Annotated in this window: 24 protein-coding genes; 12 read left to right on the top strand and 12 right to left on the bottom strand. The window is 66.9% G+C overall.

From position 1 onward, the window contains the following. Positions 1–227 precede the first annotated feature (227 nt). The 6 genes from NRB20_RS00600 to NRB20_RS00575 all read left to right on the top strand — a co-directional run bounded on the left by NRB20_RS00600 (position 228) and on the right by NRB20_RS00575 (position 5855). Entirely contained in the window at positions 228–869 is a 642-nt protein-coding gene (locus tag NRB20_RS00600; RefSeq protein WP_153407221.1) for a hypothetical protein, read from the top strand. A gap of 105 nt (positions 870–974) precedes the next feature. After that, positions 975–1913 (top strand): TauD/TfdA dioxygenase family protein, encoded by a 939-nt coding sequence (locus tag NRB20_RS00595; RefSeq protein WP_153407220.1) that lies wholly within the window; start codon positions 975–977, stop codon positions 1911–1913. A 273-nt stretch (positions 1914–2186) separates the two neighbouring features. Continuing rightward, positions 2187–2831: an ABC transporter permease gene (locus tag NRB20_RS00590; protein WP_153407219.1), complete on the top strand. Its 645-nt coding sequence runs from the start codon at positions 2187–2189 to the stop codon at positions 2829–2831. Continuing rightward, positions 2828–4147 carry an ABC transporter ATP-binding protein gene (locus NRB20_RS00585; RefSeq protein ID WP_153407218.1) on the top strand — a complete coding sequence of 440 codons (1320 nt, stop codon included), beginning with the start codon at positions 2828–2830 and terminating at the stop codon, positions 4145–4147. The genes NRB20_RS00590 and NRB20_RS00585 overlap by 4 nt, the downstream gene beginning before the upstream one ends. Further along, on the top strand, positions 4144–4881 hold the full coding sequence (locus NRB20_RS00580) for an ABC transporter permease (RefSeq protein WP_153407217.1): 738 nt from the start codon (positions 4144–4146) through the stop codon (positions 4879–4881). The genes NRB20_RS00585 and NRB20_RS00580 overlap by 4 nt, the downstream gene beginning before the upstream one ends. After that, complete coding sequence (locus NRB20_RS00575; RefSeq protein WP_153407216.1) at positions 4878–5855, top strand: glycine betaine ABC transporter substrate-binding protein; 978 nt, start codon at positions 4878–4880, stop codon at positions 5853–5855. Before NRB20_RS00580 ends, NRB20_RS00575 begins: the two co-directional genes overlap by 4 nt. 171 nt (positions 5856–6026) lie before the next feature. Here the strand turns inward: NRB20_RS00575 and NRB20_RS00570 are convergent, their stop codons facing one another. From NRB20_RS00570 to NRB20_RS00535, 8 genes are all read right to left on the bottom strand, one after another. After that, entirely contained in the window at positions 6027–6731 is a 705-nt protein-coding gene (locus NRB20_RS00570; protein ID WP_153407215.1) for a TetR/AcrR family transcriptional regulator, read from the bottom strand. 93 nt (positions 6732–6824) lie between these two features. Then, a complete protein-coding gene (locus NRB20_RS00565) occupies positions 6825–8012 on the bottom strand; it encodes a phosphotransferase family protein (protein ID WP_319944263.1) in 1188 nt (395 codons plus the stop codon). Between the two features lie 33 nt (positions 8013–8045). Continuing rightward, a complete protein-coding gene (locus NRB20_RS00560) occupies positions 8046–8480 on the bottom strand; it encodes a hypothetical protein (RefSeq protein ID WP_153407214.1) in 435 nt (144 codons plus the stop codon). Positions 8481–8507: 27 nt separating this feature from the next. Beyond that, positions 8508–9233, bottom strand: a complete 726-nt coding sequence (locus NRB20_RS00555) for a hypothetical protein (RefSeq protein WP_153407213.1) — start codon at positions 9231–9233, stop codon at positions 8508–8510. A gap of 124 nt (positions 9234–9357) precedes the next feature. Next, a complete protein-coding gene (locus NRB20_RS00550; RefSeq protein ID WP_153407212.1) occupies positions 9358–10155 on the bottom strand; it encodes an AAA family ATPase in 798 nt (265 codons plus the stop codon). A 14-nt stretch (positions 10156–10169) separates the two neighbouring features. After that, positions 10170–11693 carry a nitric oxide reductase activation protein NorD gene (locus tag NRB20_RS00545; protein ID WP_153407211.1) on the bottom strand — a complete coding sequence of 508 codons (1524 nt, stop codon included), beginning with the start codon at positions 11691–11693 and terminating at the stop codon, positions 10170–10172. A gap of 187 nt (positions 11694–11880) precedes the next feature. Further along, positions 11881–12489 (bottom strand): TetR family transcriptional regulator, encoded by a 609-nt coding sequence (locus tag NRB20_RS00540; RefSeq protein WP_153407210.1) that lies wholly within the window; start codon positions 12487–12489, stop codon positions 11881–11883. A gap of 303 nt (positions 12490–12792) precedes the next feature. Continuing rightward, positions 12793–13233: a hypothetical protein gene (locus tag NRB20_RS00535; RefSeq protein ID WP_153407209.1), complete on the bottom strand. Its 441-nt coding sequence runs from the start codon at positions 13231–13233 to the stop codon at positions 12793–12795. Positions 13234–13781: 548 nt separating this feature from the next. Between NRB20_RS00535 and NRB20_RS00530 the strand changes: the two genes are divergently transcribed. Continuing rightward, positions 13782–14243, top strand: coding sequence for an NUDIX hydrolase (locus NRB20_RS00530; RefSeq protein WP_227833091.1), 462 nt, complete (start codon positions 13782–13784; stop codon positions 14241–14243). A 169-nt stretch (positions 14244–14412) separates the two neighbouring features. On the opposite strand, the gene NRB20_RS00525 is transcribed toward NRB20_RS00530, so the two are convergent. Together NRB20_RS00525 and NRB20_RS00520 are read right to left on the bottom strand one after the other, a co-directional pair. After that, positions 14413–15648: a cytochrome P450 family protein gene (locus NRB20_RS00525; protein WP_153407208.1), complete on the bottom strand. Its 1236-nt coding sequence runs from the start codon at positions 15646–15648 to the stop codon at positions 14413–14415. A gap of 321 nt (positions 15649–15969) precedes the next feature. Further along, positions 15970–17067, bottom strand: coding sequence for a LacI family DNA-binding transcriptional regulator (locus NRB20_RS00520; protein ID WP_153407207.1), 1098 nt, complete (start codon positions 17065–17067; stop codon positions 15970–15972). Between the two features lie 116 nt (positions 17068–17183). Here NRB20_RS00520 and NRB20_RS00515 point away from each other — a divergent pair, with 116 nt between their 5' ends. The 4 genes from NRB20_RS00515 to NRB20_RS00500 are packed head-to-tail and all read left to right on the top strand — an operon-like array spanning position 17184 to position 21155. Next, the gene (locus tag NRB20_RS00515) at positions 17184–18515 is read left to right on the top strand and encodes an arylsulfotransferase family protein (RefSeq protein ID WP_153407206.1); all 1332 of its coding nucleotides are present in this window, start codon (positions 17184–17186) and stop codon (positions 18513–18515) included. A gap of 15 nt (positions 18516–18530) precedes the next feature. After that, on the top strand, positions 18531–19385 hold the full coding sequence (locus NRB20_RS00510; protein WP_153407205.1) for an ABC transporter permease: 855 nt from the start codon (positions 18531–18533) through the stop codon (positions 19383–19385). A 1-nt stretch (position 19386) separates the two neighbouring features. Next, positions 19387–20160, top strand: coding sequence for an ABC transporter ATP-binding protein (locus NRB20_RS00505; RefSeq protein ID WP_153407204.1), 774 nt, complete (start codon positions 19387–19389; stop codon positions 20158–20160). Positions 20161–20189: 29 nt separating this feature from the next. Then, complete coding sequence (locus tag NRB20_RS00500; RefSeq protein ID WP_153407203.1) at positions 20190–21155, top strand: ABC transporter substrate-binding protein; 966 nt, start codon at positions 20190–20192, stop codon at positions 21153–21155. A 355-nt stretch (positions 21156–21510) separates the two neighbouring features. Here the strand turns inward: NRB20_RS00500 and NRB20_RS00495 are convergent, their stop codons facing one another. Both NRB20_RS00495 and NRB20_RS00490 read right to left on the bottom strand, forming a co-directional pair. Continuing rightward, complete coding sequence (locus NRB20_RS00495) at positions 21511–21972, bottom strand: VOC family protein (RefSeq protein WP_153407202.1); 462 nt, start codon at positions 21970–21972, stop codon at positions 21511–21513. Next, positions 21969–22544: a DinB family protein gene (locus tag NRB20_RS00490; protein WP_153407201.1), complete on the bottom strand. Its 576-nt coding sequence runs from the start codon at positions 22542–22544 to the stop codon at positions 21969–21971. The genes NRB20_RS00495 and NRB20_RS00490 overlap by 4 nt, the downstream gene beginning before the upstream one ends. A 61-nt stretch (positions 22545–22605) precedes the next feature. On the opposite strand from NRB20_RS00490, the gene NRB20_RS00485 reads away from it, so the two are divergent. After that, positions 22606–23577, top strand: a complete 972-nt coding sequence (locus NRB20_RS00485) for a helix-turn-helix transcriptional regulator (protein WP_153407200.1) — start codon at positions 22606–22608, stop codon at positions 23575–23577. Positions 23578–23587 lie beyond the last annotated feature (10 nt).

The following is a 23587-nucleotide window of genomic DNA, read 5'->3' as shown; positions in this document are numbered from 1 at the left end:
TCAACGTGCGGACCCGGCCGGAAAATCCCGAGGTGGACCGGACGTCATACTTCGGTCACAGATCGCCGGGGCGGTGGTTTTGGCATCTGCCTCAGCGCCCGCGGCGGTTCGTTCGTGCCTGGTCACAGAGTTTGCCGCGACAGCTGGATAGCGCGTTGATTGCTGTCGTACGTTGAGGCGGTAGGCGCGGGCGATGTGGCCCGTGGTGTCCGTGAGATGAGGTACCGATGGTCGATCTCGGATGGTTCGACGCGTGGCGGCCGCGCTCCGGCCGCCTGATCACCTGGACCGTACTGCCGTCGGCGCGGGCAGCGATGCTGGAGACACCGGCCTGCGGGGTGCCGGTGCCGGGTTGGCAACAGCGGTATATGCGGGCGGCCTACCGGCTCGCGGGGACCGAGTGCCGCCCGCCCCGGCTGTACGTCGCGGAGTTCGATGTCGCCGGTCACCCGGAGATCGCCGCGATGACCCGGGCGATCACCGGATTTGTGCGCCGTCACGAGATGTTCCGCAGCTGGTTCGCCGTCGAGCCGGACGGCCGGGTGGTGTGTCACCGGCTCGCGCCGGACGAGGTGGAGCTGGTCGCCAGGGTGCGTGAGGACGTCATCGACAGCGCCTCGATCGGGGAGATCGTGCGGACCGGGGTGCCGGACGCATTGCATTGGGACTGTTTCGGTTTCGGCGTGATCGAGCACGAACGGTCCTTCACGACGTACCTCGCGCTGGATCGGCTGCACACCGGTACGGTCGCCACCCTGCCTGCCGACGCGGATCTGCTGGCGTTGTATCGGCGGGAAACCTGTTCGGGCGGCGAGGTTCGGTCGATGATGCGCGGTCGGTCCTCGCCACGGCGATATCTCGTGCACTGAGCCCGGCGCGGGCATTCGGATCCGGGTGACCGTAATGCTGGTGGCGGGGGCGGCCGGATGGTTTCCTCATGGTCCGATCCCGAGGTTCGAGTGAAAGGCCATGCGATGCCCGTCGACGAGGCAACCGGCAGCCCGGCCGGTGTGCAGATGGTGCAACTCGGTGCGCATATCGGCGCGCGAATCGAGGGAGTGCGGCTGGGCGGTGAGCTGGACGCGCGGACGGTGGCGACGATCCGGCAGGCGCTGAACACGCATCGGGTGATCTTCTTCCGCGGTCAGGAGCATCTCACCGAGGACGGGCAGTACGAATTCACCGAACTGCTGGGCGAGCCGACGACGCCGCATCCGACGGTGACCTCGGCGGGTGCGAAGAGTCTGGCGATCGATTCGCGGTTCGGCCGCTCCAACAGCTGGCACACCGACGTCACCTTCGTGGACCGGGTGCCGAGAGCCTCTGTGCTGCGCGCTGTTTCGCTGCCCAGCTATGGCGGGTCCACGACCTGGGCCTCGACCGTCGCGGCCTACGAGTCGCTGCCCGAACCGCTGCGCACGCTGGCCGAGGGGCTGCGCGCGCGGCACACGAATCTGTACGACTACGCGGCGACCGCCGAGGATCACGCGGACGACACCGTGCGGGCGTATCGGCGCGAATTCGAGGCGACCTACTTCGAAACCGAACATCCGGTGGTGGAAGTACACCCGGAGACCGGCGAACGGGCCTTGCTGCTGGGCGGTTTCGTGCAGCGGATCGTCGGGGTGTCGCGCGCGGAATCCGATGCGCTGCTGCGGATCTTCCAGGATCGGGTGACCCGGCTGGAACACACCGTGCGATGGGACTGGTCGCTCGGCGACGTGGCGATCTGGGACAACCGTGCCACTCAACATTACGCGGTGGACGATTACGACGGCGGTCAGCAGCGCACGCTGACTCGCATCACGCTCGCCGGTCCGGTTCCCGTGGGCGTCGACGGTGCGCCGAGCACGGTGATCGCGGGCGATGCCGGGCACTATTCATCGATCGAGCCGTTGCCGCGAGCCGCCTGATCGGGCGTCGTGAGAGTTCGAGGTGCTGTGCCTGAAGTTTTTGTGTCGCAAGATATTTCGGGAGGATATCGAGGTCAGGTGGAATTGCGGCGAAATGCGTTGCGGCAGTGGGGCGGCCGCGTAGATAGCGACAAAAAGGGCGAAACGCCCGAAGTTCGTTCGGCGCGAATGTCGCGAATGGATGCACACGGTCGAGTATTCTTCGACGACTTGCGGGTCCGGTGACATGCGCGGGCAACTACCGGCCGAAACCCGGCCGACGATGGGATTCCCATGAATTTGTGGAACTATGTGCGAGGACGGGGCGAGTTCCTGGCATTCCTGACGTATCAGCATGCCTCCCTTGCCTTTCAGACCGTGCTGGTCGGAACGATCGTCGCGGTGCTGATCGCGGTGGCGGTGTATCGCCTGCCGCTGGTGGCGGCGCTGTCGCTGACCTCGAGCCGGGTCGCGCTGACGATTCCGTCCCTGGCGCTGCTGGCACTGCTGCTGGTGCCGTTCGGGTTGGGCGTGGTGCCCTCGTTCATCATGCTGGCGTTCTTCGCGGCGCTGCCGGTCATCGGAAATGCGATCGTCGGCCTGCGATCGGTACCGGCCTCGGTGGTGGAATCCGCCCGCGGGATCGGCTTTTCGCGCTGGCGGATCCTGCTGACCGTCGAATTGCCGATCGCCTGGCCGGTGATCCTGACCGGCATCCGGGTCTCCACCCAGATGATCGTGGGTGTCGGCGCGATCGTCGCCTATGTACTCGGCCCGGGGCTGGGATCGCTGATCTTCAACGGACTTTCGCGTCTCGGCGGCGCGAACGCACTCGAAATGGCTTTGACCGGAACCATTCTCATCGTCCTCATCGCGTTGGTCTTCGACGCGCTGCTCGTCCTGCTCGGACGGCTCACGATCGCAAAGGGATTGTCATGACCGACGAGGTGACCAGTCCGCCCGCGCCGGAACGCACGGTGACGGGTGTTTCGATCACGCTGGACGGGGTGGTGAAACGCTATCGGGGACAGGATGTTCCGGCCGTCGAGCGGTTGGATCTGGAGATCGAGGCGGGGGATATCGTCGCGTTCGTCGGGCCGTCCGGATGCGGTAAGACCACGACGTTGAAGATGATCAACCGGTTGATCGAGCCGAGCGAGGGCCGCATCCTGATCGGCGGTCGCGATGTGACCAACGAACATCCGGACAAACTGCGGCAGTCCATCGGATACGTCATCCAGTCCGGTGGCCTGTTCCCGCACTGGACGGTCGCGAAGAACGTCGGCGCGATTCCGCGGGTGCTGGGGTGGGATCGCAAGCGGATCGCCGAACGCACCGAATATCTGCTCGATCTGGTCGGGCTGGATCCGGCGACGTTCGCCGACCGGCTGCCCAAGGACATGTCCGGCGGGCAGCAGCAGCGCGTCGGCGTGGCGCGGGCGCTGGCGGCGGATCCGCCGGTGCTGCTGATGGACGAACCGTTCGGCGCGGTCGATCCGATCACTCGAGTTCGGTTGCAGGACAGCCTGATCGCGATTCAGCACGAGTTGGGCAAGACCATCGTCATCGTGACGCACGATTTCGAGGAGGCCACCAAACTCGGCGACAAGGTGCTCATCCTGTCCGAGGGCGGGCATATCGAGCAGTACGCGCGGCCGGAGGAGATTCTCACGAGTCCCGCGACGCCGTTCGTGCAGGAATTCGTCGGGTCCGGGGCGAAACTGGCCTATCTGACGGTGCAGCGGGTGCGCGATGTCGAATGCGATGCGGTGGTCACCGCGCGGATCGGTGAGCCCTCGCGGACGGTGATCGATCGGGCGAAGGCGGCCGGACAGAGCTGGGTGGTCGTGGTGGACGAGGCCGGGCGGCCGCGGTCGTGGCCGACGCTCGACGAGGTCGGCAGCAAGCCGGAGGTGTCGGACTATCTGGATCGGCGGCTGCCGGTGATCGCGCGGTCCTCCACACTCAACGACGCGCTCGACGCCATGCTCGCGGCCAGCCAGGGCGCGGCGCTGGTGACCGACGGGCGCGGCGCGGTGGTCGGGTCGCTGAGTATCGGGTCGGTGACCGAAACGATTCAGACCAAACTCGCCGACGTCCGGTCCGAGGAGCCGGAGTTGTCGTACGAAACGTATGTGGACGGCACCGATCCCGCGCCGACGCCGGTGGTGGCCGCCGAGGACGAGCCGGGAACACCCGGCGACGAGCCGGGAACTTCCCAGGGCGAGCCGGGAGCGCAGGCGGAGGTGTCATGAACCGGTTGCGCCGCATCCCGCTGGACGTGTGGTTCGAGCCGATCATCATCCTGGTCATCGGTATCGGCTATTTCCTCTGGTACCGGTCCACGACGTTGACCGAGACCGAGCAGGCTTCGCTGGGCTGGTCCAATCTGCAGACGACCATTCTGAGCCATATCAAACTGACCGTGGTGGCGACGTTGATCGTGGTGGTCGTGGCGATTCCGCTGGGGATCCTGCTGACCCGGCCCGCGGCCAAACGCTTCGAACCGCTCGTGGTGAATATCGCCAATATCGGCCAGGCCGCACCCGCTGTCGGGCTGCTGGTGCTGTTCACGTTCTGGCTGGGCACCGGATTCCGGACCGCGATCGTCGGTCTGGTCGTGTACGCGATCCTGCCGATCCTGCAGAATACGATCGTCGGGCTGCGGCAGGTGGATCAGCGCACCATCGAGGCGTCGCGCGGGATCGGATTCTCTTCGGCCCGAACGCTTTTCCAGGTGGAGTTGCCCTTGGCGGTGCCGGTGATCCTGAACGGTGTGCGGACCGCGCTGGTGATCCTGGTGGGCACCGCGACGTTGAGTACGTTCATCGGCGCGACGAGCTTGGGCACGCTGATCACCACCGGAGTGACGCTGTTCCTGCCGAAACTGCTCGTCTCGGGCGCGATCCTGGTGGGCCTGCTGGCTCTGATCATCGATTGGCTGGGCAGATTGGTCGAACTGGCCGCGACACCGCGGGGGGTGTCATGAGAGCACGGTTGCTGACGCTGATATCCGTTGTGGCGGTGAGTCTTTCGGTGCTGACGGGCTGCGGTCTGGTCAGCTCCTCGGGGACGTTCCACCACACCACGCTGCCGGGCGGGGCGCAGCCGCTGGCCGGGGCGAAGATCGTGGTGACCTCGAAGAGTTTCACCGAGGGCGTGCTGCTGGGCAAGATCACCGCGACGTATCTGGCCGCGGCGGGCGCGCACGTCACCGATCTGACCGGCGCACCCGGTTCGGCCTCCTCGCGACAGGCCCAGCTCAACGGCGACGCCGACGTGCTGTGGGAGTACACCGGCACCGGATGGGTGAACTACCACAACAAGACCGAGACGATCTCCGATCCGCACGAACTGTGGCAGCGGGTGCACGATATCGAGAAGCAGGACTACGACCTGGAATGGTTGTCACCCGCGAACTTCAACGACACCTACGCTTTCGGCGCCTCCGCGCCCACCGCGCAACGGCTGCGCGTGAAGTCGCTGTCCGATGTCGCCGCACTCCCCGTCGCGGACCGCACCTTCTGCGTCGACGACGAATTCTTCAGTCGCTCCGACGGTTTCATCCCGATGCTGCAGAAATACGGCATCCCCTACAACACCCCCAACGGCGTCCCGTCCGGCAATGTGACCCGCATGGACGCCGGTGTCGTCTACACCGCGACCGCCAAGAGCGCGCCGTGCAACTTCGGCATGATCTACACCACCGACGGCCGGGTCAAGAACCTGAAACTCGTTGTGCTGGACGACGACCGGAAGTTCTTCCTCCCCTACAGCGGCACCGCCGTGGTCCGCGGAGTAGTCCTGGATCGCTACCCGCAGCTGCGGCCACTGCTGGCCGCGATCTCCGAACGCCTGACCAACGATCTGATGCAGGAGCTCAACGGACGCGTCGACATCGAGGGGCAGGATCCCTCGGATGTCGCCTACGACTGGTTGAAGAGTCAGAAACTGGTCGAATAACAAGCGGCAGAGGATAATTCGCCCGGCCGCACGGTCGAGTCGGATTCCGTCATCGGCAGGAGGTCGCGTCGATGGTGGATCGGATCGCCACAGCGCGCCGATGCTCGAAGCGTGCCGCATGCGACGACCAGCGTTGGCTCGGTATCCGTTGGGGTGGAATGGATTCGGTGACTATTCGCGGCCGACGAGCGCTGCGGCATGGTCGAGGATGCAGTCCAGCCCGTATTCGAAATTCCGGTCGTCGGGCGCACCGCTGTGCAGGCCGTCGGCGGCGGCCCGGGCCAGCAGCGGGGTGGTGGCCGGGGAGATGGCCAGGGTGTCGTAGTAAGCGCTCGCGCCCGACCCGGATTCGGTGTTCTTGTCCGAGAGACGTTGCAGCACAACGCATCCGCGCACGTGCAGCTGGATCGCGGAGTAGGTGTCCACGGCGTCCTCGACCGTGAACCCGGCCTCGACGAGGGTGGCGATCACCTGCTCGGTCTGCTGGGTGCCCAGCTGTGCGGCCTGCGGGCTGAGCTGGGATCGGATCAGGATCAGATCGCACAGGATGGGATTGGCCAGGAAGGTGGTGCGCATGGTGCGGGCGTGCTCGCGCAGCGAACCGCGCCAATCGCCGGCGTCCACGAACCGGGTGACGAAGCTCGCGTACCGGCGCAGCGCGCGGTCGGTCATGGCATTGAGCAGGTCGTCCTTCTTGCGGAAATACCAGTAGATGCTGGTCACCCCGACGTCGAGGTGCTTGCCCAGCATCGGCATGCTCATATTGTCCAGGGACACCTGCTCGGCAAGCTCGAACGCGGCGTCGAGGATGTCCTCGGGGTTCAGCGAGCCGCGTTCGCGCCGCGGCCTCTTGTCCGCGGTTGCCTGCTTGGCCATCTGTGCGACCACCTCCGTGATCCTCGGTTGCCTATCGGTGCGAGCTCTCACCGTAGACCATACCGGGAGGCATTCGATTCGGGTGTGGCCACGTCATCGGGCGTCGCCGCCGTCGATGAGCGTGCGCAACACCTCGAAACTGTCGTGCGCGGTGACCGCGGCGGCGGCCCGCTCGACCCCGACCCGGGAGATCTCGAAGGGCTGCATGCGATCTCCGGCCTCGGCGGTGCACACGGCCGCGAGGAAGAATTCGGTGATCGCGGCCCGATAGAGCGTCCAGAGCCGGTCGGGGTCGACGCGCACACCGGCGGCGTCGAATCGGGCGGCGTAGCGCTCCACCAGATCGCGCTCGATACCGCGGAGCAGTTCCGGTTCGACCGAGGCGGTGGCGAAATAGGCGAGATCGCGGATGCCCGCGCTGGTCTGGGCGACCTGCCAGTCCAGGAAGCCGGGGCCGTCGTCGGTGAAGTACAGGTTCCCCAGATGCGGGTCGGCGTGGATCAGGGTCTGCGGCTGGGCGGCCCAGAACGCGTCGATGTCGGCGCTGCGCTCGTAGAAGATCCGGCACCGGCGTTTGACCTCGTCCGGGATGAGATCGGCGGTGTGACCGGTGATCTCGCCGAGGAACCGGCGTCGGATCATATCGCCTAGGCGCACATCGGCGGTGGTGCGCACGGTCAGCGGCCGCAGGTCCCCGGCGAAACGCTCGCTGTCCTGGAAGGTGCGGTGCAGATCGGCCAGGGCGTCGGTGACCGCCTCGGCCTCGGCGCGGCTGACGCTGTCGGTCACCGTGCGGAACCGCGCGGTCTCGGACAGATCCTCCAGCACCAGCGCGGTCCGGCGACGTCGCGGATCTATCTGCGCGACATAGCATTTCGGCACCCGAACCGGCGGCTTGTCGCCGAGCGCGCGGTAGGCCAGGATCTCGTGCTCGCCGAGGTGGAACACGTTCATCAGCACGTGCTGGAGATAGTTGCGCGGCGGCAGTTTGACGAACAGGTGCGCGGGCAGGTCGGTGTCGCGGGAGTCGACGGCGATGCGGGCGCGGGCCGCGGTGCCCGAATTCGCGTCGAGCACCCGGATATCGGTGATCGCGTCGGCGGGCAGGTCCAGCGCCGCGGCCAGCCACGACGCGCGCACCTGCTCGATCCGCAGCGGAACCCCCGAGGAGGTGGGGACGAGGCGATCGTATCCGGCGCGGATCGCCTCCCCGATGGCCATGCCGATCGCGCTCACCGTCGCTGCCGGACCCACCGGATTACCTGGAACATACTGTGACACGGGCGGATTCTATGACCGTTACGCCGCGAGCGCTCACCGGTGTGCCTGCTGCTGTGACTTCTCTCGCGCGATGCGGTCGTTGTGGATCTTCACCAGCTGCCGGAAGCCGATGTGCTGCCATTCGGGTTTGGGCTGTACGCCCCACTGATCGCGCGCGGTCCTCTGGCCCGCGGCCTCGGGGCGTCCGCCCAGCGGTGGTGCGTCGATCGCGCCCTGTTTGCAGGTCAGGGTGTCGTCGGAGTAGCGGACCTTCATCATCTCGTCGCAGATCTGGGTGAGCGAGAGCGTGGGCCAGCCGTACCACAGCGCCAGCGCCGGGACGGTCAGCGAACCCTCGATGACCAGGGCGACCAGGCAGACCAGGATGCCGCGCTGCAACCAGCGGTGCATGCGGGCGAACGGCGCGGTGGTGCCGGGCTGTAATTCGGGCTCGGGAGGTGTTGCGGCAGTGGTCGATTCGGTGCTCATGAGATTCTCCTGGATTCACGGTCGGGGTCAGTCGGCGAAGATCTCGCGGTTGACCGTGTGCAGATAGGGGATCGCCAGGAACGGGGTGATGTAGAAGATGTCGTACAACCACCAGCCGGTCACCGGCAGCACGATGCCGTGGAAGCGCACATCGGCGTACATCGTCATGTTGACCACGTAGCCGACCCAGATCACCACGCCGAACCAGCACGTCACGATGAGCCACTGATGCCCCCACCGCTTCATCTGCAGGAAGGCGATGGCCGCGGCCACCCGCATCGGGAAGACGGTGAAGATCAGCGCGACCTCCCAGCCCTTCTCGCCCGGCGCCGCCGCCCCGCCGATCCACATCTCGTTGTAGTGCCAGAAATAGCCCGCGTCGACGAAATTGCCCCAGGCGGTGAAGAATACGCGGGTGACGATGGTGTGACTGGCGCCCAGATCCAGCACCCAGCCGATGCTGTTGAGGAACGCGTCGAGGATGACCAGGTAGCCGATCAGCGTGACGATCAGCGGTCGCACCGACAGCCCGTCGCGTTGTGCCTTGCGCTGCAACCACATTCCGCGCAGGAACAGCGGCAGCCCGAGGAAGCCGAAGATGAACGTCCCCATCAGGGCGGTGCCGCCGGTGAGCCAGCGATCGGCGCGGCGCTGGGCGCGACGGCTCTCGTCGTGGTGTTCGTCGTAGCCGGACGGATCCTGCGCGGCGGCCTTGGCGGCCCCGCGGCGCAGGGCGAATGCGGGCATGTTCATGGGAGCACCTACCAGTCCCGGGTGAGATACATGTGGATTTGGATGAGGAACATCGCCAGCAGGAAGCCGTAGATGGCGATCTGGAAGACGATCAGCGCGCGGCGGCGCTGGCGGTCCTGGTTGTTCATTCGAGGGTTCCTCCCGGCGTGAGCAGACTGGCCACCGCGATTTCGCGCAGGCCCTGGACGAGTGCGCCGTCACTGCTGAGCGGCGCGAGGATGCATGCGTGCGCGGCCTCGAGTTCGTGCGCGCCCGCGGCGATGAGGCGGGCGGCGGCGACCAGGACGCGGGTGGAGGGCGGTTCGAATCCGAAGACCTCGTCGGCGGTGCGAATCGTGGTGGCGCAGTGCACGAGCCGGGCGGCGACCGCGATGTCCACGCCGGTTTCGGCGACGATCACCTCGGCCTCGCGGTCGGGCGGCAGATAGTCCATCGCGAGGGTCACGAAACGTTGCCGAAAGGAGGGTTTCAACTCCTTGAGCGAGCTGCGGTAGGCCGGGTTGTAGGAGCAGACCAGCATGAAAGTCTCCGGGGCGGTGACGATTTCACCGGCGCGGTCCAGGTACAGCGTGCGGCGGTGGTCGGTGAGCGAGTGCAGGATCGCCAGCGAATCGTGCCGGGCCTCCACGACCTCGTCCAGGTAGCAGATCGCACCGGATTTCACCGCCCTGGTCAGCGGGCCGTCGGTCCACACCACGTCGCCGCCGGAGACCAGGAACCGGCCCACCAGATCCGAGCTGGTCAGGTCGTCGTGGCAGCTGATGGTGAGCACCGGGCGATCCAGCAGCCGGCCCATGTGCTCGACGAAGCGGGTCTTGCCGCAGCCGGTGGGGCCGGTCAGCATGACCGGCAGGTGCTGGCGGTACGCCCATTCGAACAGCCGCACCTCGCCGGCGGCGGCGATATACAGATCGGTGGTCATCGGCACTCCTGTTGTCAGTGGGCGACCAGTTCGCGATGGATGTACGCGAGCACGCGCGGCAGTTCCTCGACGCGGCGGATGCGCTGGGATCGGTTGGGGCCGAACACTTCCGGCAGCGGATCGACCCGGACCGGACCCACCCCGAGGTAGTAGATCGAGATCCCGGTCTCCTCGGCTTCGGTGACCGCGTGCGCCACATCGGCCCAGGCGTAGCGGCCCTCGTAGCCCTCGTCGGACATCAGGCCGTCGCCGATGACGATCAGCAGGCGGCGTGCGGCGGGCCGGTCCAGCAGGCGCCGGGTCAGGTGCCGCACGGGCGCGCCCAGGCGGGTGTAGCCGCCGGTGCTCAGGTGCAGCGCGCCGGGGTCCACGAAGCGGCGTTCGTCGAAATCCTTCAGGCAGCGCACCTCGACGCGGTGGCGGGTGTTGCCGGTGAAGACGAACAGTCCGTGCGGTTCTCGCGCCAGGGTCATCGCCCTGGACAGGGCGTCGGCACAGGCGAGTTCGAGACGGAACGTGCGGCCGCCGTGGATGCCGAGCGAGGAGCTGCCGTCCAGCAGGACCGCGGTGGTGACATCGCGCGAGTGCGGCAGCAGGTCACGGAACACCCGAGGTTCGGGCGCCGGGCCGCAGCGGGTGTCGATGTAGTGGCCGACGTAGCGGTCCACGTCCAGATCCGAGCCGTCCTCGAGGCCGTTGCGCAGGGCGCGGTGGGTGCGTTGCTCGAACCAGCGGCGGATCTCGGGGGAGACCGGCGCGATCGGATGCGAGCGGGTCGGGTGGGGCAGTTCGAGGACCGAAACATGGTCGCGCAGAAAGCTTTCCGTCCACCGGTTCCATTCCGGGTAGGGCAGGCCGGGGCGCTGGTCGGCGCGGATCTCGGGGTCGTCGTCCTCGGGTCGGCTGGGTGGTGGCAGGTTGACGTTGCGGTTGCCGCCCTCGCCGCCGACGGGGATCGACATCACGCGCTGGGCGTCGCTGCGCTGCGAGGTCCACGGCATGCGGGCGTAGGCGCGGCGCGCGGCGACCGCGAGTGCGCCGCGTCCGGGGGCGGCCAGCGGGAGGGTGCCCAGCAGGGGATGCGCGGTGATCGAAGTGCGGGTGCGCGCCAGGGCCAGGGCGTTGTCGAGGATGTCGCGGGCGGTCAGGTCGTGGTCGGCGAGTTCGAGGCGGGGTAGGCGGTGGCGTAGTTCGGGCAGCAGGCCCGGTAGGCGCTCGGCGATCCAGCCCGCGGCGACGCCGCCCTCCACGAGGGAGAGCGCGCCGCGTTCGCGGGGCGACAGTTCGTGCAGCGGGTACTGCGCGATGCGATCCTTGGAGGGTGAACATTGCAGTGCCACACCGCAACTCAGAGTTCCGAGCGTCCAGTCCGGTGCGACGGGCGGGTGGGGGACGTGGACCAGGCGGCGGGTGGAGCTCAGGCCGAAGCCGCGGCGTTCGCCGGTGACCAGCCGCGCGCCTTCGCGGCGGCGGCCGGAGAAGGCGACGGCGGTCAGGGCGCAGGTGCGTTCGAGGCCGAGTCCGTGGGTGTCGGTCATGGTGGGCTCCCGGATTCGCCGGTGCGGGCCGGACAGCTCAGAAAGTGTTGATGTTCTTCATGATCCAGTACCAGAAGGCGATGACCAGCAGGATCACGATCCAGACGAGGGCGATGCGGCCGAGGTCGAGCAGCATGGGGGTGACTCCGTATTCGTGAGATGGGTTGCGGCGCAGCCGGTGTGGCGTTCATCGTGGCTCCAGGCTGCGCAGCACGGTGATCAGGTAGTTGTCCAAAGCGTTGGCGCGCAACGTTTTCGAGGTCGAGGTGGTGGTGAGCATCGCGTACAGGCCCAGCAGGAAGAACACCGCGCTGTGGTACGGGTCCACGGCGATCTGGGCCTCACCGGCGTCGCGCGCGCGTTCGATCTCCTCGACGACCAGCACGATCATCCGGTGATCGCGCCACTCGTCGTTCAATGGGCGGGCGGGGGAGAAGTGGATGGCCAGCAGCTCCTTGAACAGCACGCTGCCCAGGCGGCGTTCGAGTCCGAGGACCAGCTGAATTGCCTTGTGCAGCGCGGATTTCAGATCGTGTGGGGTGGCCAGGAACTTGGTGAGTTCCTTGGCGATGCGGGCCTCCTCGCGTGCCTCGAGTTCGAGCAGTACGTGTTCCTTGGCGGGGAAGTGGAAGTAGAAGGTGCCTCGTGCGACGCCCGCGGCCTCGGCGATCGCGCCGATATCGGCCTCGGCCATGCCGACGCTCTTGAACTCCCTGATCGCCGCGTCCAATACGCGTTGACGGGTGCGCAGGCGCTGGGCCTCGCGTCCGGTGGGCTTGTCCTGAACTTCGCTCATAGCCCGATTTCTAACCCCTGTTGCTGATACGCGTCAACGAACGGCCGCGCGGAATCTGCGCAGGCCCCGGGAAATCCTCTCCCGCTTGTGGTTTCGCCCGCCGCGGGCCGAGTGCTCTGCGGCGTCGTCATCGATACTGACATCAGTCACTGAACAATGTCAGCAGAATCGATGGAATGGTCGAAATCGATTACCGCCGTGGCGATGTCGTGCGCGCAGCAAAAAGCCCGACGGTCGCGACGATGCGCGAACGCCGGGCGTCGGGCACCGGAACAGGTCCGGTGCGGAGGATGTAGTGCCGGTTCAGGCGACCATATCGTCGGCTTCGAACGGAGCGAAGAACGCACTGATCCCGGTGGGGCTCAACGCATCACCGAGCGCGACGAAATCGAACGCGCCCCCGCCGCCCCCGCGCCCGGCCCGCACCAGCGCCTCGTGCCCACCGTCGGCGATCAGCGCCCGATGCAACCGAATCAGATCGGGATCCACCATCCGCCCGTGCGTCTGGGTCCGGCTGATCATCAGGTGCAGACACAGATGTTGTGCTGGCGTATCGGGATTCGGCTCAAGCCCCTCACGCAGCCCCCGCAGCAGAGCACTGAACGTCTGCTCGATGTAATACAGGAACACCGGCCGCGGACTGTGCAGGATCCGGGTCCGCACATCGTGCGCCAGCGCCTCCCCCGCATCGATCAACGCTTGCGCGGATCGGGGTGTGAGACCAGGGATTTCGCAGTCACTCATCAGCTCTCCTTGCGCGACGGCGCCGTCTCCGGCGCGGCCCCGAGTGGCGGTGACCGCCCTCACCTCCGTTGGTCGGTTAACTGTATCTACTTCAGTAGCTCCCGGCAAGAGCTGAGAACGGAATATCCCCAGCGGAGTGACATTCTCGCAGGTGAACGATGAGATTCTCTCAGGTTTCCGATCGGGTTGCTCGGGGGAGTTCGGCCACCGCCGTCACGATGAATCAGGCATCGGCGGTGATCGGTTCGTAGTTGCCATCTTTATATGGTCGGAATCCGACCGCGCTGGACGATGTGTGGTCAGGTCCGTGTTGGCCTCGATGGAATCGGATTCGGTTGATCTTCGGCAAGCCGATACGCATCGCCGGACGTCCTGGAACGTCCGGTGATGCGTCCCGAACGCGGTTACGCTGTCCTGGCTGTTGCGGCCGGTATGTCTGACCGCGAAAGGGGCAGGGGGTCGGTGTGTTTCGGGTGCCGGACGATGGTAGGTCTGGTGTGGGCTGCGCCGGGTCTGTTGGCTTGCTCGTTTCATACCGGATGGATTCGATGAATTCGCAGGAAGGGGTGCGCCTGATGCCGGAGAAGGTCGTCAAGGAGAAGGTGCTGGTTTACGTTGTGCGGGACGGTGAGTTGCTGGTGTTTCGGCATACCGATTACTCGTATGAGCAGGTCGGGATCCAGGTCCCTGCGGGAAGTATTCGTGCCGGGGAGTCTCCGCGGGATGCGGCGTTGCGGGAGGCTCGGGAGGAAACGGGCCTGAGCGGGTTCAAGGTCTTGCGCAAGCTGGGCGAGTTCATGTACGACATCTCGCCGTATCGGTGGGAGTTGCTGCGGTGTCATGTGTTCGAGTTGGAGTTGTGTGAGCCCGCACCGGAGCGGTGGGACAGTCAGGAGGACCACGACGGGGTGGGGGAGCCGACGCGGTTCGAGTGTTTCTGGATTCCGTTGGAGGCCGCGCACATTCTGCAATCCGGCCAGGGCACGTTGCTGGGCCGTCTGTACGACTGAGCCGAATCGCTGGGGCCTGTTCGATCGGGAGAGCTCGCGCCTGTCACAGCGGGACGCGCTGAGTGGCGGCAGCCCCGCGATCGTGGCGCAGCGGTCGGGCGGCTTCCTGCACGCAACGTGCAACCGAGTCCGGCGTGCTGATCGTGAGATCTGCGGTCGATGGGGCGGGTCAGCCGAGATGCATCGGTGGGCAGGCCGGGAACAGGACCGGCAGGGTTGCCAGGGCCCGGTGGAATTGGCCTGGGCGCCAATCCAATTGCTGGGCTGGTGTTTGCGGTCGGATGTCCGGTAAGGCGTCGAGTAGTAGATCGATGGCTTGTGAGGCGATTGTCAAGGCGAGGGGTTGGGCCGGGCAGGCGTGCGGGCCGGCGCCCCATGCCAGGTGTGATCGGTTGCCTCGGCGGTCGCCGCCGCTGACGGCGGGATCGTTGTTGCACGCGGCGAGGCTGATGAGCACCGGTTGGTCGGCGGGCAGCCAGGTGTCGCCGACGAGTTGGGGCTGTCTGGGGTAGCTCACGCACCAGTTGGCCAGCGGTGGGTCCTCGAAGAGCACGGCGTCGATGGCGTCGCGGGTGGCCATGGCGCCGCTGAGCACCTCGCCGCCGTACTGCTCGTCGGTCATCAACAGCAGCAACGCGTTCAGGATGAGATTGCAGGCCGGTTCCGTGCCCATCGAGAACAGCAGCGCCGACTGATAGACCATCTCCATGACGTCGAGACCGTCCGGATGCCCCAGCAGTCGCGAGGTGAGATCGTCGCCCGGTTCGGCCTGCTTGCGGTGCACGACTCCCATCAGGGCCTCGACGAAACGCCGTTGCCCCTCCTCGGCGCCCGTTCCCTCCAGCATCGCCGCGAGCCCCTCGTAGGCCTCGGCCGCGGCGTCTTCGGGAAAGCCCATCAGCTCGCTCAGGACGCGGAAGGTCAGCGGATACGCGTAGTCCATCCGCAGATCGGCGGTGCCGCGTTCGCAGAAGCTGTTGATCAGGGCCTCGGCGGCCCGCGCGACCGCGTCGTGCACCTTGTGCAGGTCGACGGTTTCCAGTGCCGCGATGATGGTGCGCCGGTACCGCTCGTGTTCCTGGCCCGCGGTGCGCAGCGCGTTCTTGTGATAGCCCAGCACCGGCACCAGCGGACAATCCGGGCCGGCGTTCGCCTCCCAGCGGCGCGAGTCGGCGGGGAAATGGGCCTCGTCGTTGAGGATCTGGACGGCCACCTGGTAGCCGATCACGAGCGTCGCCGGAACACCCGGGGCGAGTTCGACCGGTGCCAGCGGGCCGTGCTGTCGCATATCCGCGTAGGCGCGGTGCGGGTCGGCCGCGAAGGACGGCGTGTCCAGCCGGAGGGGTGCGTCGGCAGAGCGCGGGGACCGGTAGGCGATCGGGGAGTTCGGATCCGTATTGCTCAACGCATGCCCCTCGCGCGTGGTGCGCAGGCGTATCCCTTCCTGCCTGCTACGGGACGGCTTGGCCTTTGTTGTGTGGGCACGGTGGGGACCCTACCGGAAATTGTTGCGGTCCAACGAGTTCGAAGAGTATCGGTGCGGCAACCGTTGCGTGCTCGTAGCTGTCGGCGAATCGTGTTTCGTTCCGCGCATGGAATGGTCGAGATCAAAGTGATGTATTCGGTTGTCTGCCAAGGGTTAGCCCGGATCCTTCCTGCGCTCACGTGTCGTGATCGCGCACCATGCGGAACGGGAAGTACTGCCGTGTCTGATCTGTCGCTGTGGTCAGGTGTTCGCCGGAGCGAGTGACACCGGGTGCGCGCTTGTGCAGCCGCAACTTTCGCCGATGGTGAGGTGGATGTCGATCGGGGGGATGGGGGTGTCGGAGGTGCGGGGGGTGGTGTCCAGGATGCGGGACAGGGCTGCCCGGGCGATGGTGGCGATGGGTTGTTGCACGGTGGTGAGGGTGAGTTGGGTGTAGGTGCCGGTGGGGTCGGCGTCGTAGCCGACGAGTGAAATGTCTTGGGGGATACGAAGACCCGCGTCCGTTACCGCGCGGACGGTGGCCGCGGCTTGGGCGTAGGTGCCCACGACGAGGGCGTCGAGGGGTGGTTGGGTGCTGAGGTGGTGACGCATCGCGTGGTACGCGCCCGACGGGGTGAGGTCGGTGGGAATGTGGCGTGCCGCGCTCTCGCCGACGACCTCGAGGTATCCGGCGTAGCGCTGCGCAACGGTTTCCCGGTCACCGTGCTGGACGTCCGCGGCCGTGAAACCGCCTACGAATGCGATGTTCTCGCGATGATGGACCTGTGTCAGGTGGGTGGTGGCGAGCCTGCCCGCGTCGAGGTGGTCGGCGCCGACCACCTGCGATTCGACGTGGTCGCGATTGTTGTGCACCCACACGATCGGGATGCGGGCCTGGCGGCACAGTGCGGCGGTGGCCGCGCCGTTCGCGCCGCCGACCACGATGAGGCCGTCGATGCCGGAATCGGTGAAGGCGGCGGCGAATTCGATTTCGCGTTCCGGGTCGTACCCGGTGTTGCCCAGCAGGGTGAGGTGGTCGCGTTCGCGGGCCTGGACCTCGAGCTGGCCGACCAGGGTGCCGAACAGCGGCAGCCGCACGTCGGGCACCAGCAGGCCCAGATGTCGCCGGCGGCGGACCCGGCGCAGGGCGCGCGCGGCATGGTCGGGGCGGTAGTCCAGCTCGTCGAGGGCGTGAAGAACCTTGGCGCGCAAGCGATCCGACACCGGGCGCGGCCCGTCGTTGAGTACGTAGCTGACCACCGCCGTGGAGGTGCCCGCGTGGCGGGCCACATCGGCGAGGGTGGTGCGTTTGGGTGTCACATCCGGTCCAATATCCTCGCCCGGACCGTTCCGGGCCATGCTTGAAATCGTTCTGATTCTTACAGTCTCGATGGGCATAACGTTCTGCGCAAATCGATTAGATTCGTAACATCCGCGATCCGGATGCTTAACACCCGACTGATGGAGTGAACTGCATGGCCTTCGTAAGACTCACCGGAGTCACCTACCACGACCCGGATTCGGCGCATGACAGTTACATCCTGTTCACCGGTGCGGACTCGGTCACCCGGCTGATCGACACCAACGGCGCGGTGCGGCACGAGTGGCCATTCGGGGGCGTGCCGCCGCGCGTCATCGATCCCGCGTTGACCGGTGGGCGGCTCGGCGATGTGGGGCTCCGGCTCTCCGCCAGCGGCGACCCGCGCGGCGGCATCTACGGGAACGGCACTGTGGGACAACTGACTTGGTCCGGCGAGCGCGTCTGGGAGTGGGGCACCCGGGCGCCCGGCGGCGCGGCGCGGCAGAACCACGACTGGGAGCTGCTGCCCAACGGGAATCGGCTGCTGCTGGTGACCATTCCGCGGATCGTGCCCGAGTTGGGGCCGCATCCGGTGGGGGATCAGGGGCTCTACGAGGTCGATCCGGACGGCGCGATCGTGTGGGAGTGGCGGGCGGGTGACCATCTGGCCGAGCTCGGTTTCTCCGAGGCGGGCTGGAATGCGTTGCGCGAGACCGTTGCTCGCGACCCGGACGATCCGTGGGGTTATCTCGAGATCAACAGCGCCAAGACGCTCGGACCCAATCGCTGGCATCGCGCGGACCCGGACGGTGTGTTCGATCCGGACAACATCCTGATCAGCTCCCGCAAGGCCAATATCATCGCGCTGATCGACAAGCAGTCGAAATCCATTGTGTGGCAGGTGGGCCCGTACTTCGACGCGATTCCGGGCGCACAGCATCAGCGGATCAACGCGCACAAGGTGCCGCGGGCGCTGGATCAGATCTCCGGGCAGCACAATCCGCATCTGATCGCGGACGGACTGCCCGGCGCGGGCAATATTCTCGTCTTCGACAATCAGGGCGGAGCCGGGTATCCGCCTGCGCCGCTGGGGATCTACGCCGGATCGCGGGTGCTGGAGATCGATCCGGTGACCGAGCAGATCGTGTGGCAGTACACCGCGGAGGATTCCGGACTGCCCTCGTGGACGTTCTTCAGCTCCTTCGTCGGCAACGCGCAGCGGCTGCCCAACGGCAACACGTTGATCACCGAGGGGATGCAGGGGCGGATCTTCCAGGTCACGCCCGACGGGCGGGTGGTGTGGGAGTACGTCTCGCCCTACGAGGGGCTCGGTGTGGGTGGCGAACCCGAGGTTCGGGAGCCACGGGTGCCGGGCGTGGACCGGCTCACCTCGACGCCGATGGTTTATCGGGCCCAAGCCGTGCCCTTCGAATGGGTGCCGCTCGAGGTGCCCGAAACCGCGCCTGCCGCAGTCGATTTGCGCACCGACGTGCGTTCCGGCGGATAGCACCGGGAGAGGCAGATGACATCGAGCGTGCAGACGAGGGCCGGGCGTGTGGATCCGGCGGCGGGGTCCGCTGCGGGCCGGGGGTGGCGGCGGTTGCCGGCGGTGTTCGGCGGGCGGTGGCGCGTTGCCGGGGGCACGATCGCGGGGATCGCGCTGGCGGCGGTGCTGTGGTCGGTGGTGGCGGCCACGGGATTATTCCCGCGCCAACTGTTTCCGACCGTCGCGCAGATCGCGCGCGCCGGTCACGGACTGTATGCCGAGGGGCTGCTGATACCCGATCTGGGGGCGAGTCTGCGCCGGGCCGTGTTCGGGTTGGTGGTCGGTGGCGTCGTCGGTATCGGGGCGGCGATTGCGACCGCCACCACCGGTGCGGGGCGTCGGCTGTTGCAGCCGGTGTTGCGGTTGTTGTCGCCGGTGCCGACGATCGGCCTTGTGCCGCTGGCGATTCTGTGGTTCGGACTCGGGGAGAACAGCAAGATCCTGGTCATCGCGCTCGGCGTGTTCGTGCCGGTCTGGATGAACAGTCATTCCGGATTCGCCGGTACCCCACCGGATTATCTGCAAGCCGCGCGGTGCCTGGGTGCGGGGCGCTGGCAGACGTTGACCCGCGTCGTGATTCCCGAGGCCGTGCCCGATGTGGTCGCGGGGGTGAGGGTCGGTGCGGCAATGGCTTTCGTGCTGATCGTCGTCGCCGAGATGACCGGGACCACCGCGGGCATCGGTTACCGGATCTATCAGGCGCAGCTGTATTCACAGGCGGATCGGCTGATCTTCTGCCTGGTCGTGCTCGGAATACTCGGCGCGGCATGTGATCTGGTGATCGTCGCGGTGACCGCGCCGGTGCTGCGCTGGGCCAAGGAGGTGCGTTGAAATGGCTGTGGTGACAACGGATCTGGTGGTCCGGTTTCCGGGAAATCCGCATCCGACGTTGCGGGGGATCGATCTGACCGTGCCCGATGGTGCGTTCACAGTGCTGGTCGGTGCGTCCGGGAGCGGGAAATCGACGCTGCTGCACTGTCTGGCCGGGCTGATCGCGCCCACCTCGGGGACGGTCACCGAGGACGGGGAGTCGGTGCGCGGGCCCGATCCGCGTCGTGGTGTGGCGTTCCAGCGCGACGTGCTGTTCCCCTGGATGAGCGTCGCGGGCAATATCGAATTTGCCTTGCGGGCAAGGAAATTCGCTTCCGGTCGGCGGCGGGGGCGGATCGAGGAGTTGCTCGATCTGGTCGGTCTGCCCGCCGACATCGCCGGGAAACGACCCAACCAGCTCTCCGGCGGTATGCGGCAGCGGGTGGGGCTGGCGCGGATGCTGGCCGGTGAGCCCGACATCATGCTGATGGATGAGCCGTTCGCCGCGCTGGACGCTCTGACCAGGCTCAACATGCAGGATCTGCTCATCGATCTGTGGACGCGGCTGGGACGCACGATCGTCTTCGTCACCCACGATGTGGACGAGGCGATCCGGCTGTCCGACACGATCGGCGTGCTGCACGGCGGGCGCATCACGAACCGGATCACCAATCCACTCGCCCGTCCCCGGCCCGCGGACACCCTCGCCGACCAACCCGGTTACAGCGAGCTGCGGCGCACCCTGCATCACGAACTCGGTATCGACACCGAGATTCGTTCTCCGGCAACAACTTAGATCCAACACTGCTCGACGAAGGCAAGAATATGACATCGCGTACTCTCCGGCCGATCACCGTGGTCGCCGCACTCCTGGCCCTGCTCGGCTCCCTGGTCGCCTGCACCGGCTCGGGTGATTCCGATCCGAAGTCGCTCACGGTCGGTTTCGTCGTGGACCCCTCCTGGGCGCAGATTCCCGTCGCCGAACAGGGCGGATATTTCACCGCACGGGGCGTGAAGGTGAAGGTTGTCAACTTCGCCACCGGTGTGGAAGCGCTCCAGGCACTGGCCGCACATCAGGTCGACATCGCCACCGCCGCAGACGTTCCCGCCGCCGCGGCACTCACCCGCACCCCGTCGTTGCGCATCGTCGCGGACGGATCCCGTTGGCAGGGTTCACGAATCGTGGCCCGGCGCAGCGCCGGAATCACCTCGGTCGACGACCTGTCCGGGAAATCGATCGGCACCCCCTTGGGCACCAGCGCGGCCTACTTCGCCTCGAATGCATTGTCCCACAGCAACATCACCGCCAAACTCGTCCAGGTGGCGCCCCCGGCAGCAGTCACCGCCGCAACCCAGCACAACGTCGACGCGATCGCCATCTTCCAGCCCTACCAGGCCCAGGTGGAACAATCCCTCGGCACCGACGCAATAGAACTCGCCGCCGGAACCTACAACCAACACAGCCTCTACCTGGCCACCGACACCGCCGTGTCCGCCAAGCCCGCCGCCCTGTCCGCCTTCCTCGCCGCCCTGAACGACGCGAGCACCCAACTCGCCACCCGCACCACCCCCGCGATCTCCGCGGTCGCCACCGCCACCCAACTCCCTGCGGACCTGCTCACCCGCATCCTCCCGGAATTCGACTACACCCTCACCCTCCCCGCCGACCTCCCCGAAGCCCTCACCGCCCAAGCGAACTGGGCCAAATCTCAAGGCGCGATCGATCATTCGGCAACCCTCCCGAACTACACCACCTTCCTGGACCGCGCCTTCCTGCCACACGCCGGATAGCGACACGGGGCGCGCGTTCGATCGAATACCCGGTCCTGTCTTTCCAGTACGGAATGAGGTTTTCGTAGTGGATGTTGCGCCGGCCCTCGAACGCGGCCGCGGTCATCCGGCCACAGCTCCCGGCCGAACGCCGCCTCCTCAGCTCGCGTCCGGTCTCGAGCCGATGTCGGGACAGGTCGCCGAACCTACGCTGAACACATAGTCATCGGCTGCGGAGCGGCGTTTCGTCTATGAGATCGATTGGGAAGGAATGGAATTGGTGACTGGCGGTTTCGCTGGTTCCGATCCGCGAGACGAGTTGGGGCATCACCGGTGCTGCGGGACTCGTTGCGGTGCAACGAGTCCCGGGGAGCCCTCAGTCGAGGCAGAATTCGTTGCCCTCCGGGTCGGCCATGATGATGTGGCCGGATTCGAGTGGGGGAGTGGGGTTGTGGCGGTGGAGGCGGGTGGCGCCCAGGGCTTGCAGGCGGGTGCATTCGGATTCGAGGGCGGCCATGCGGGCGGGGCCCTGGAGGCCGGGGGCGGCTCGGAGGTCCAGGTGTAGGCGGTTCTTGGTGGTTTTGGGTTCGGGGACCTGCTGGAAGAAGAGGCGGGGGCCTCGGGATTCGGGGTCTTCTATTGCCGATCGGGTGTTGAGTTGGTCTGCGGGGATGCCGAGTGCGGTGAGGAATTCGTCCCAGGCGGCGAGGGGGTCGGCGTCGGGTGGGAGGGTGATGCCGGGTGGGGCGGGGTGGATGTAGTGCAGGGCCTCGCGCCAGAAGGTGGACAGGGCGCGGGGGTCGTGGGCGTCGATGGTGACCTGGAATTCGACCGTCATCGCGGGGTGCCCTTCGTGTGCAGGTAAAGGTCGCGCAGCAGACAGATTTCGGCCATGTGGTGGATGAATTCGCGGTGGATGTGCAGGACCAAGGCGGCCATCGGTTCGTCGGGGAAGAGTTCCTTCGCGCCGAGCGGTGTTTGCAGATCGGCTTCGGTCAGGCCGCGCAGGCCGGTCAGCCAGATGTCGAGTTGGGTTTCCAGCTGCCGGATCGCGGTGGCCGCATCACCGGCGTAGTCCCAGGTGTTGTAATCGGTTGCGGGAGCGCCGAAATGGGACGCGTTGCGCATGGCGAAGACGCCGACGATGACGTGCCCGAGTCGCCACGCGATCGTGGTGAACGGGACGGGGTCCGGTTCGGGATAGGCGAAATCGATGGTGAAATCACCCGAACCGCCCTGGATGGCGGCCGATGACGCGCCACGCGGGGTGACATTCCACGGATTCGGCACCGGCGACCAGAAGTACTCCTCGTCGGTCAGCCCCGCCAGGCGCGGCCGCACCTGGCGTTCCCAGTGGTCCTCGCACTGCTCACGCAACGTACGGTTCCAATCGAACTGGTCTGTGGTCATGCACACACCATGGCACGACCTGCGGACAGCATCGGTCCGCTGTCTCTGGCACGCTGGAAATATGGAAACGGCGGACGGCGACGGACGGGGAACCACCGAACGGGTGCTGACCCTGCTGGGCCTGCTGCAACAACGTCAGATCTGGACCGGCCCCGAACTCGCCGACCGGCTCGGCGTCACCGCCCGCACGGTCCGGCGCGATGTGGAACGGCTGCGCACACTCGGCTACACCGTTCATTCCGAACACGGTATCGGCGGCGGCTACCAACTCGGTCCCGGCCCGGACGTGCCGCCGCTGCTGCTGGACGACGAGGAGGCCATCGCCACCGCGGTCTCACTGCTGGTCGGCGCGGGCGGCGCGATCACCGGCGACGGTGACGCCGGCCTGCGGGCGCTGACCAAACTGGATCGGGTGCTGCCCACCCGCCTGCGGCACGAGGTGGCCGCGCTGGCCGGTGCGGTGGAATCCTTCGGCGGGGGTCGCGCGCCGGTCGATCCGCGCGTGCTGATGACCCTGGCCCGCGCCTGCCGCGACGAAGTGGAGGCCGGATTCGGCTACCCGTCCTCGACCCCGCCGGACCGGCGGCGGGTCGAACCCTATCGCCTGGTCGCCTCGGATCGGCGCTGGTATCTGCTCGCCTACGACCTGGATCGGGACGACTGGCGCAGCTTCCGGGTGGACCGGATGCGCGAGGTCGCCGCCCGCACCTGGCGTTTCCGCCCGCGCGAAATGCCCGCCGCGGCATCGTATGTGCAGGAGGGCGTCGCGGTGCGGGCGTATCCGAACCAGGCGCGACTGCTCGTGCGAGCACCGGCCGACACGGTGCGCGCGCAGGTTCCCGCGCAGGCCGCGGTGGTGCGCCCGCGCGACCAGGAGAGCTGCGAAATCCTCAGTGGCGCAGACAATCTGGACCTGGTCCTGATGCACGTCGCGCTGCTCGGGCACGATTTCACCGTGCTCGACCCGCCCGAACTCGCCCAGCGCTGCCGCCTGCTCGCGGAACGACTCGCCGCCGCCGGCGCCGAACCCTGAGCCGCGTCGC

The sequence above is a fragment of the Nocardia macrotermitis genome, from assembly GCF_009604405.1.
In the GTDB taxonomy this organism is placed as follows: Bacteria; Actinomycetota; Actinomycetes; order Mycobacteriales; family Mycobacteriaceae; genus Nocardia; species Nocardia macrotermitis.
Note: the sequence above shows the minus strand (reverse complement) of the source record. Positions and strands in the feature narration are given on the sequence as shown.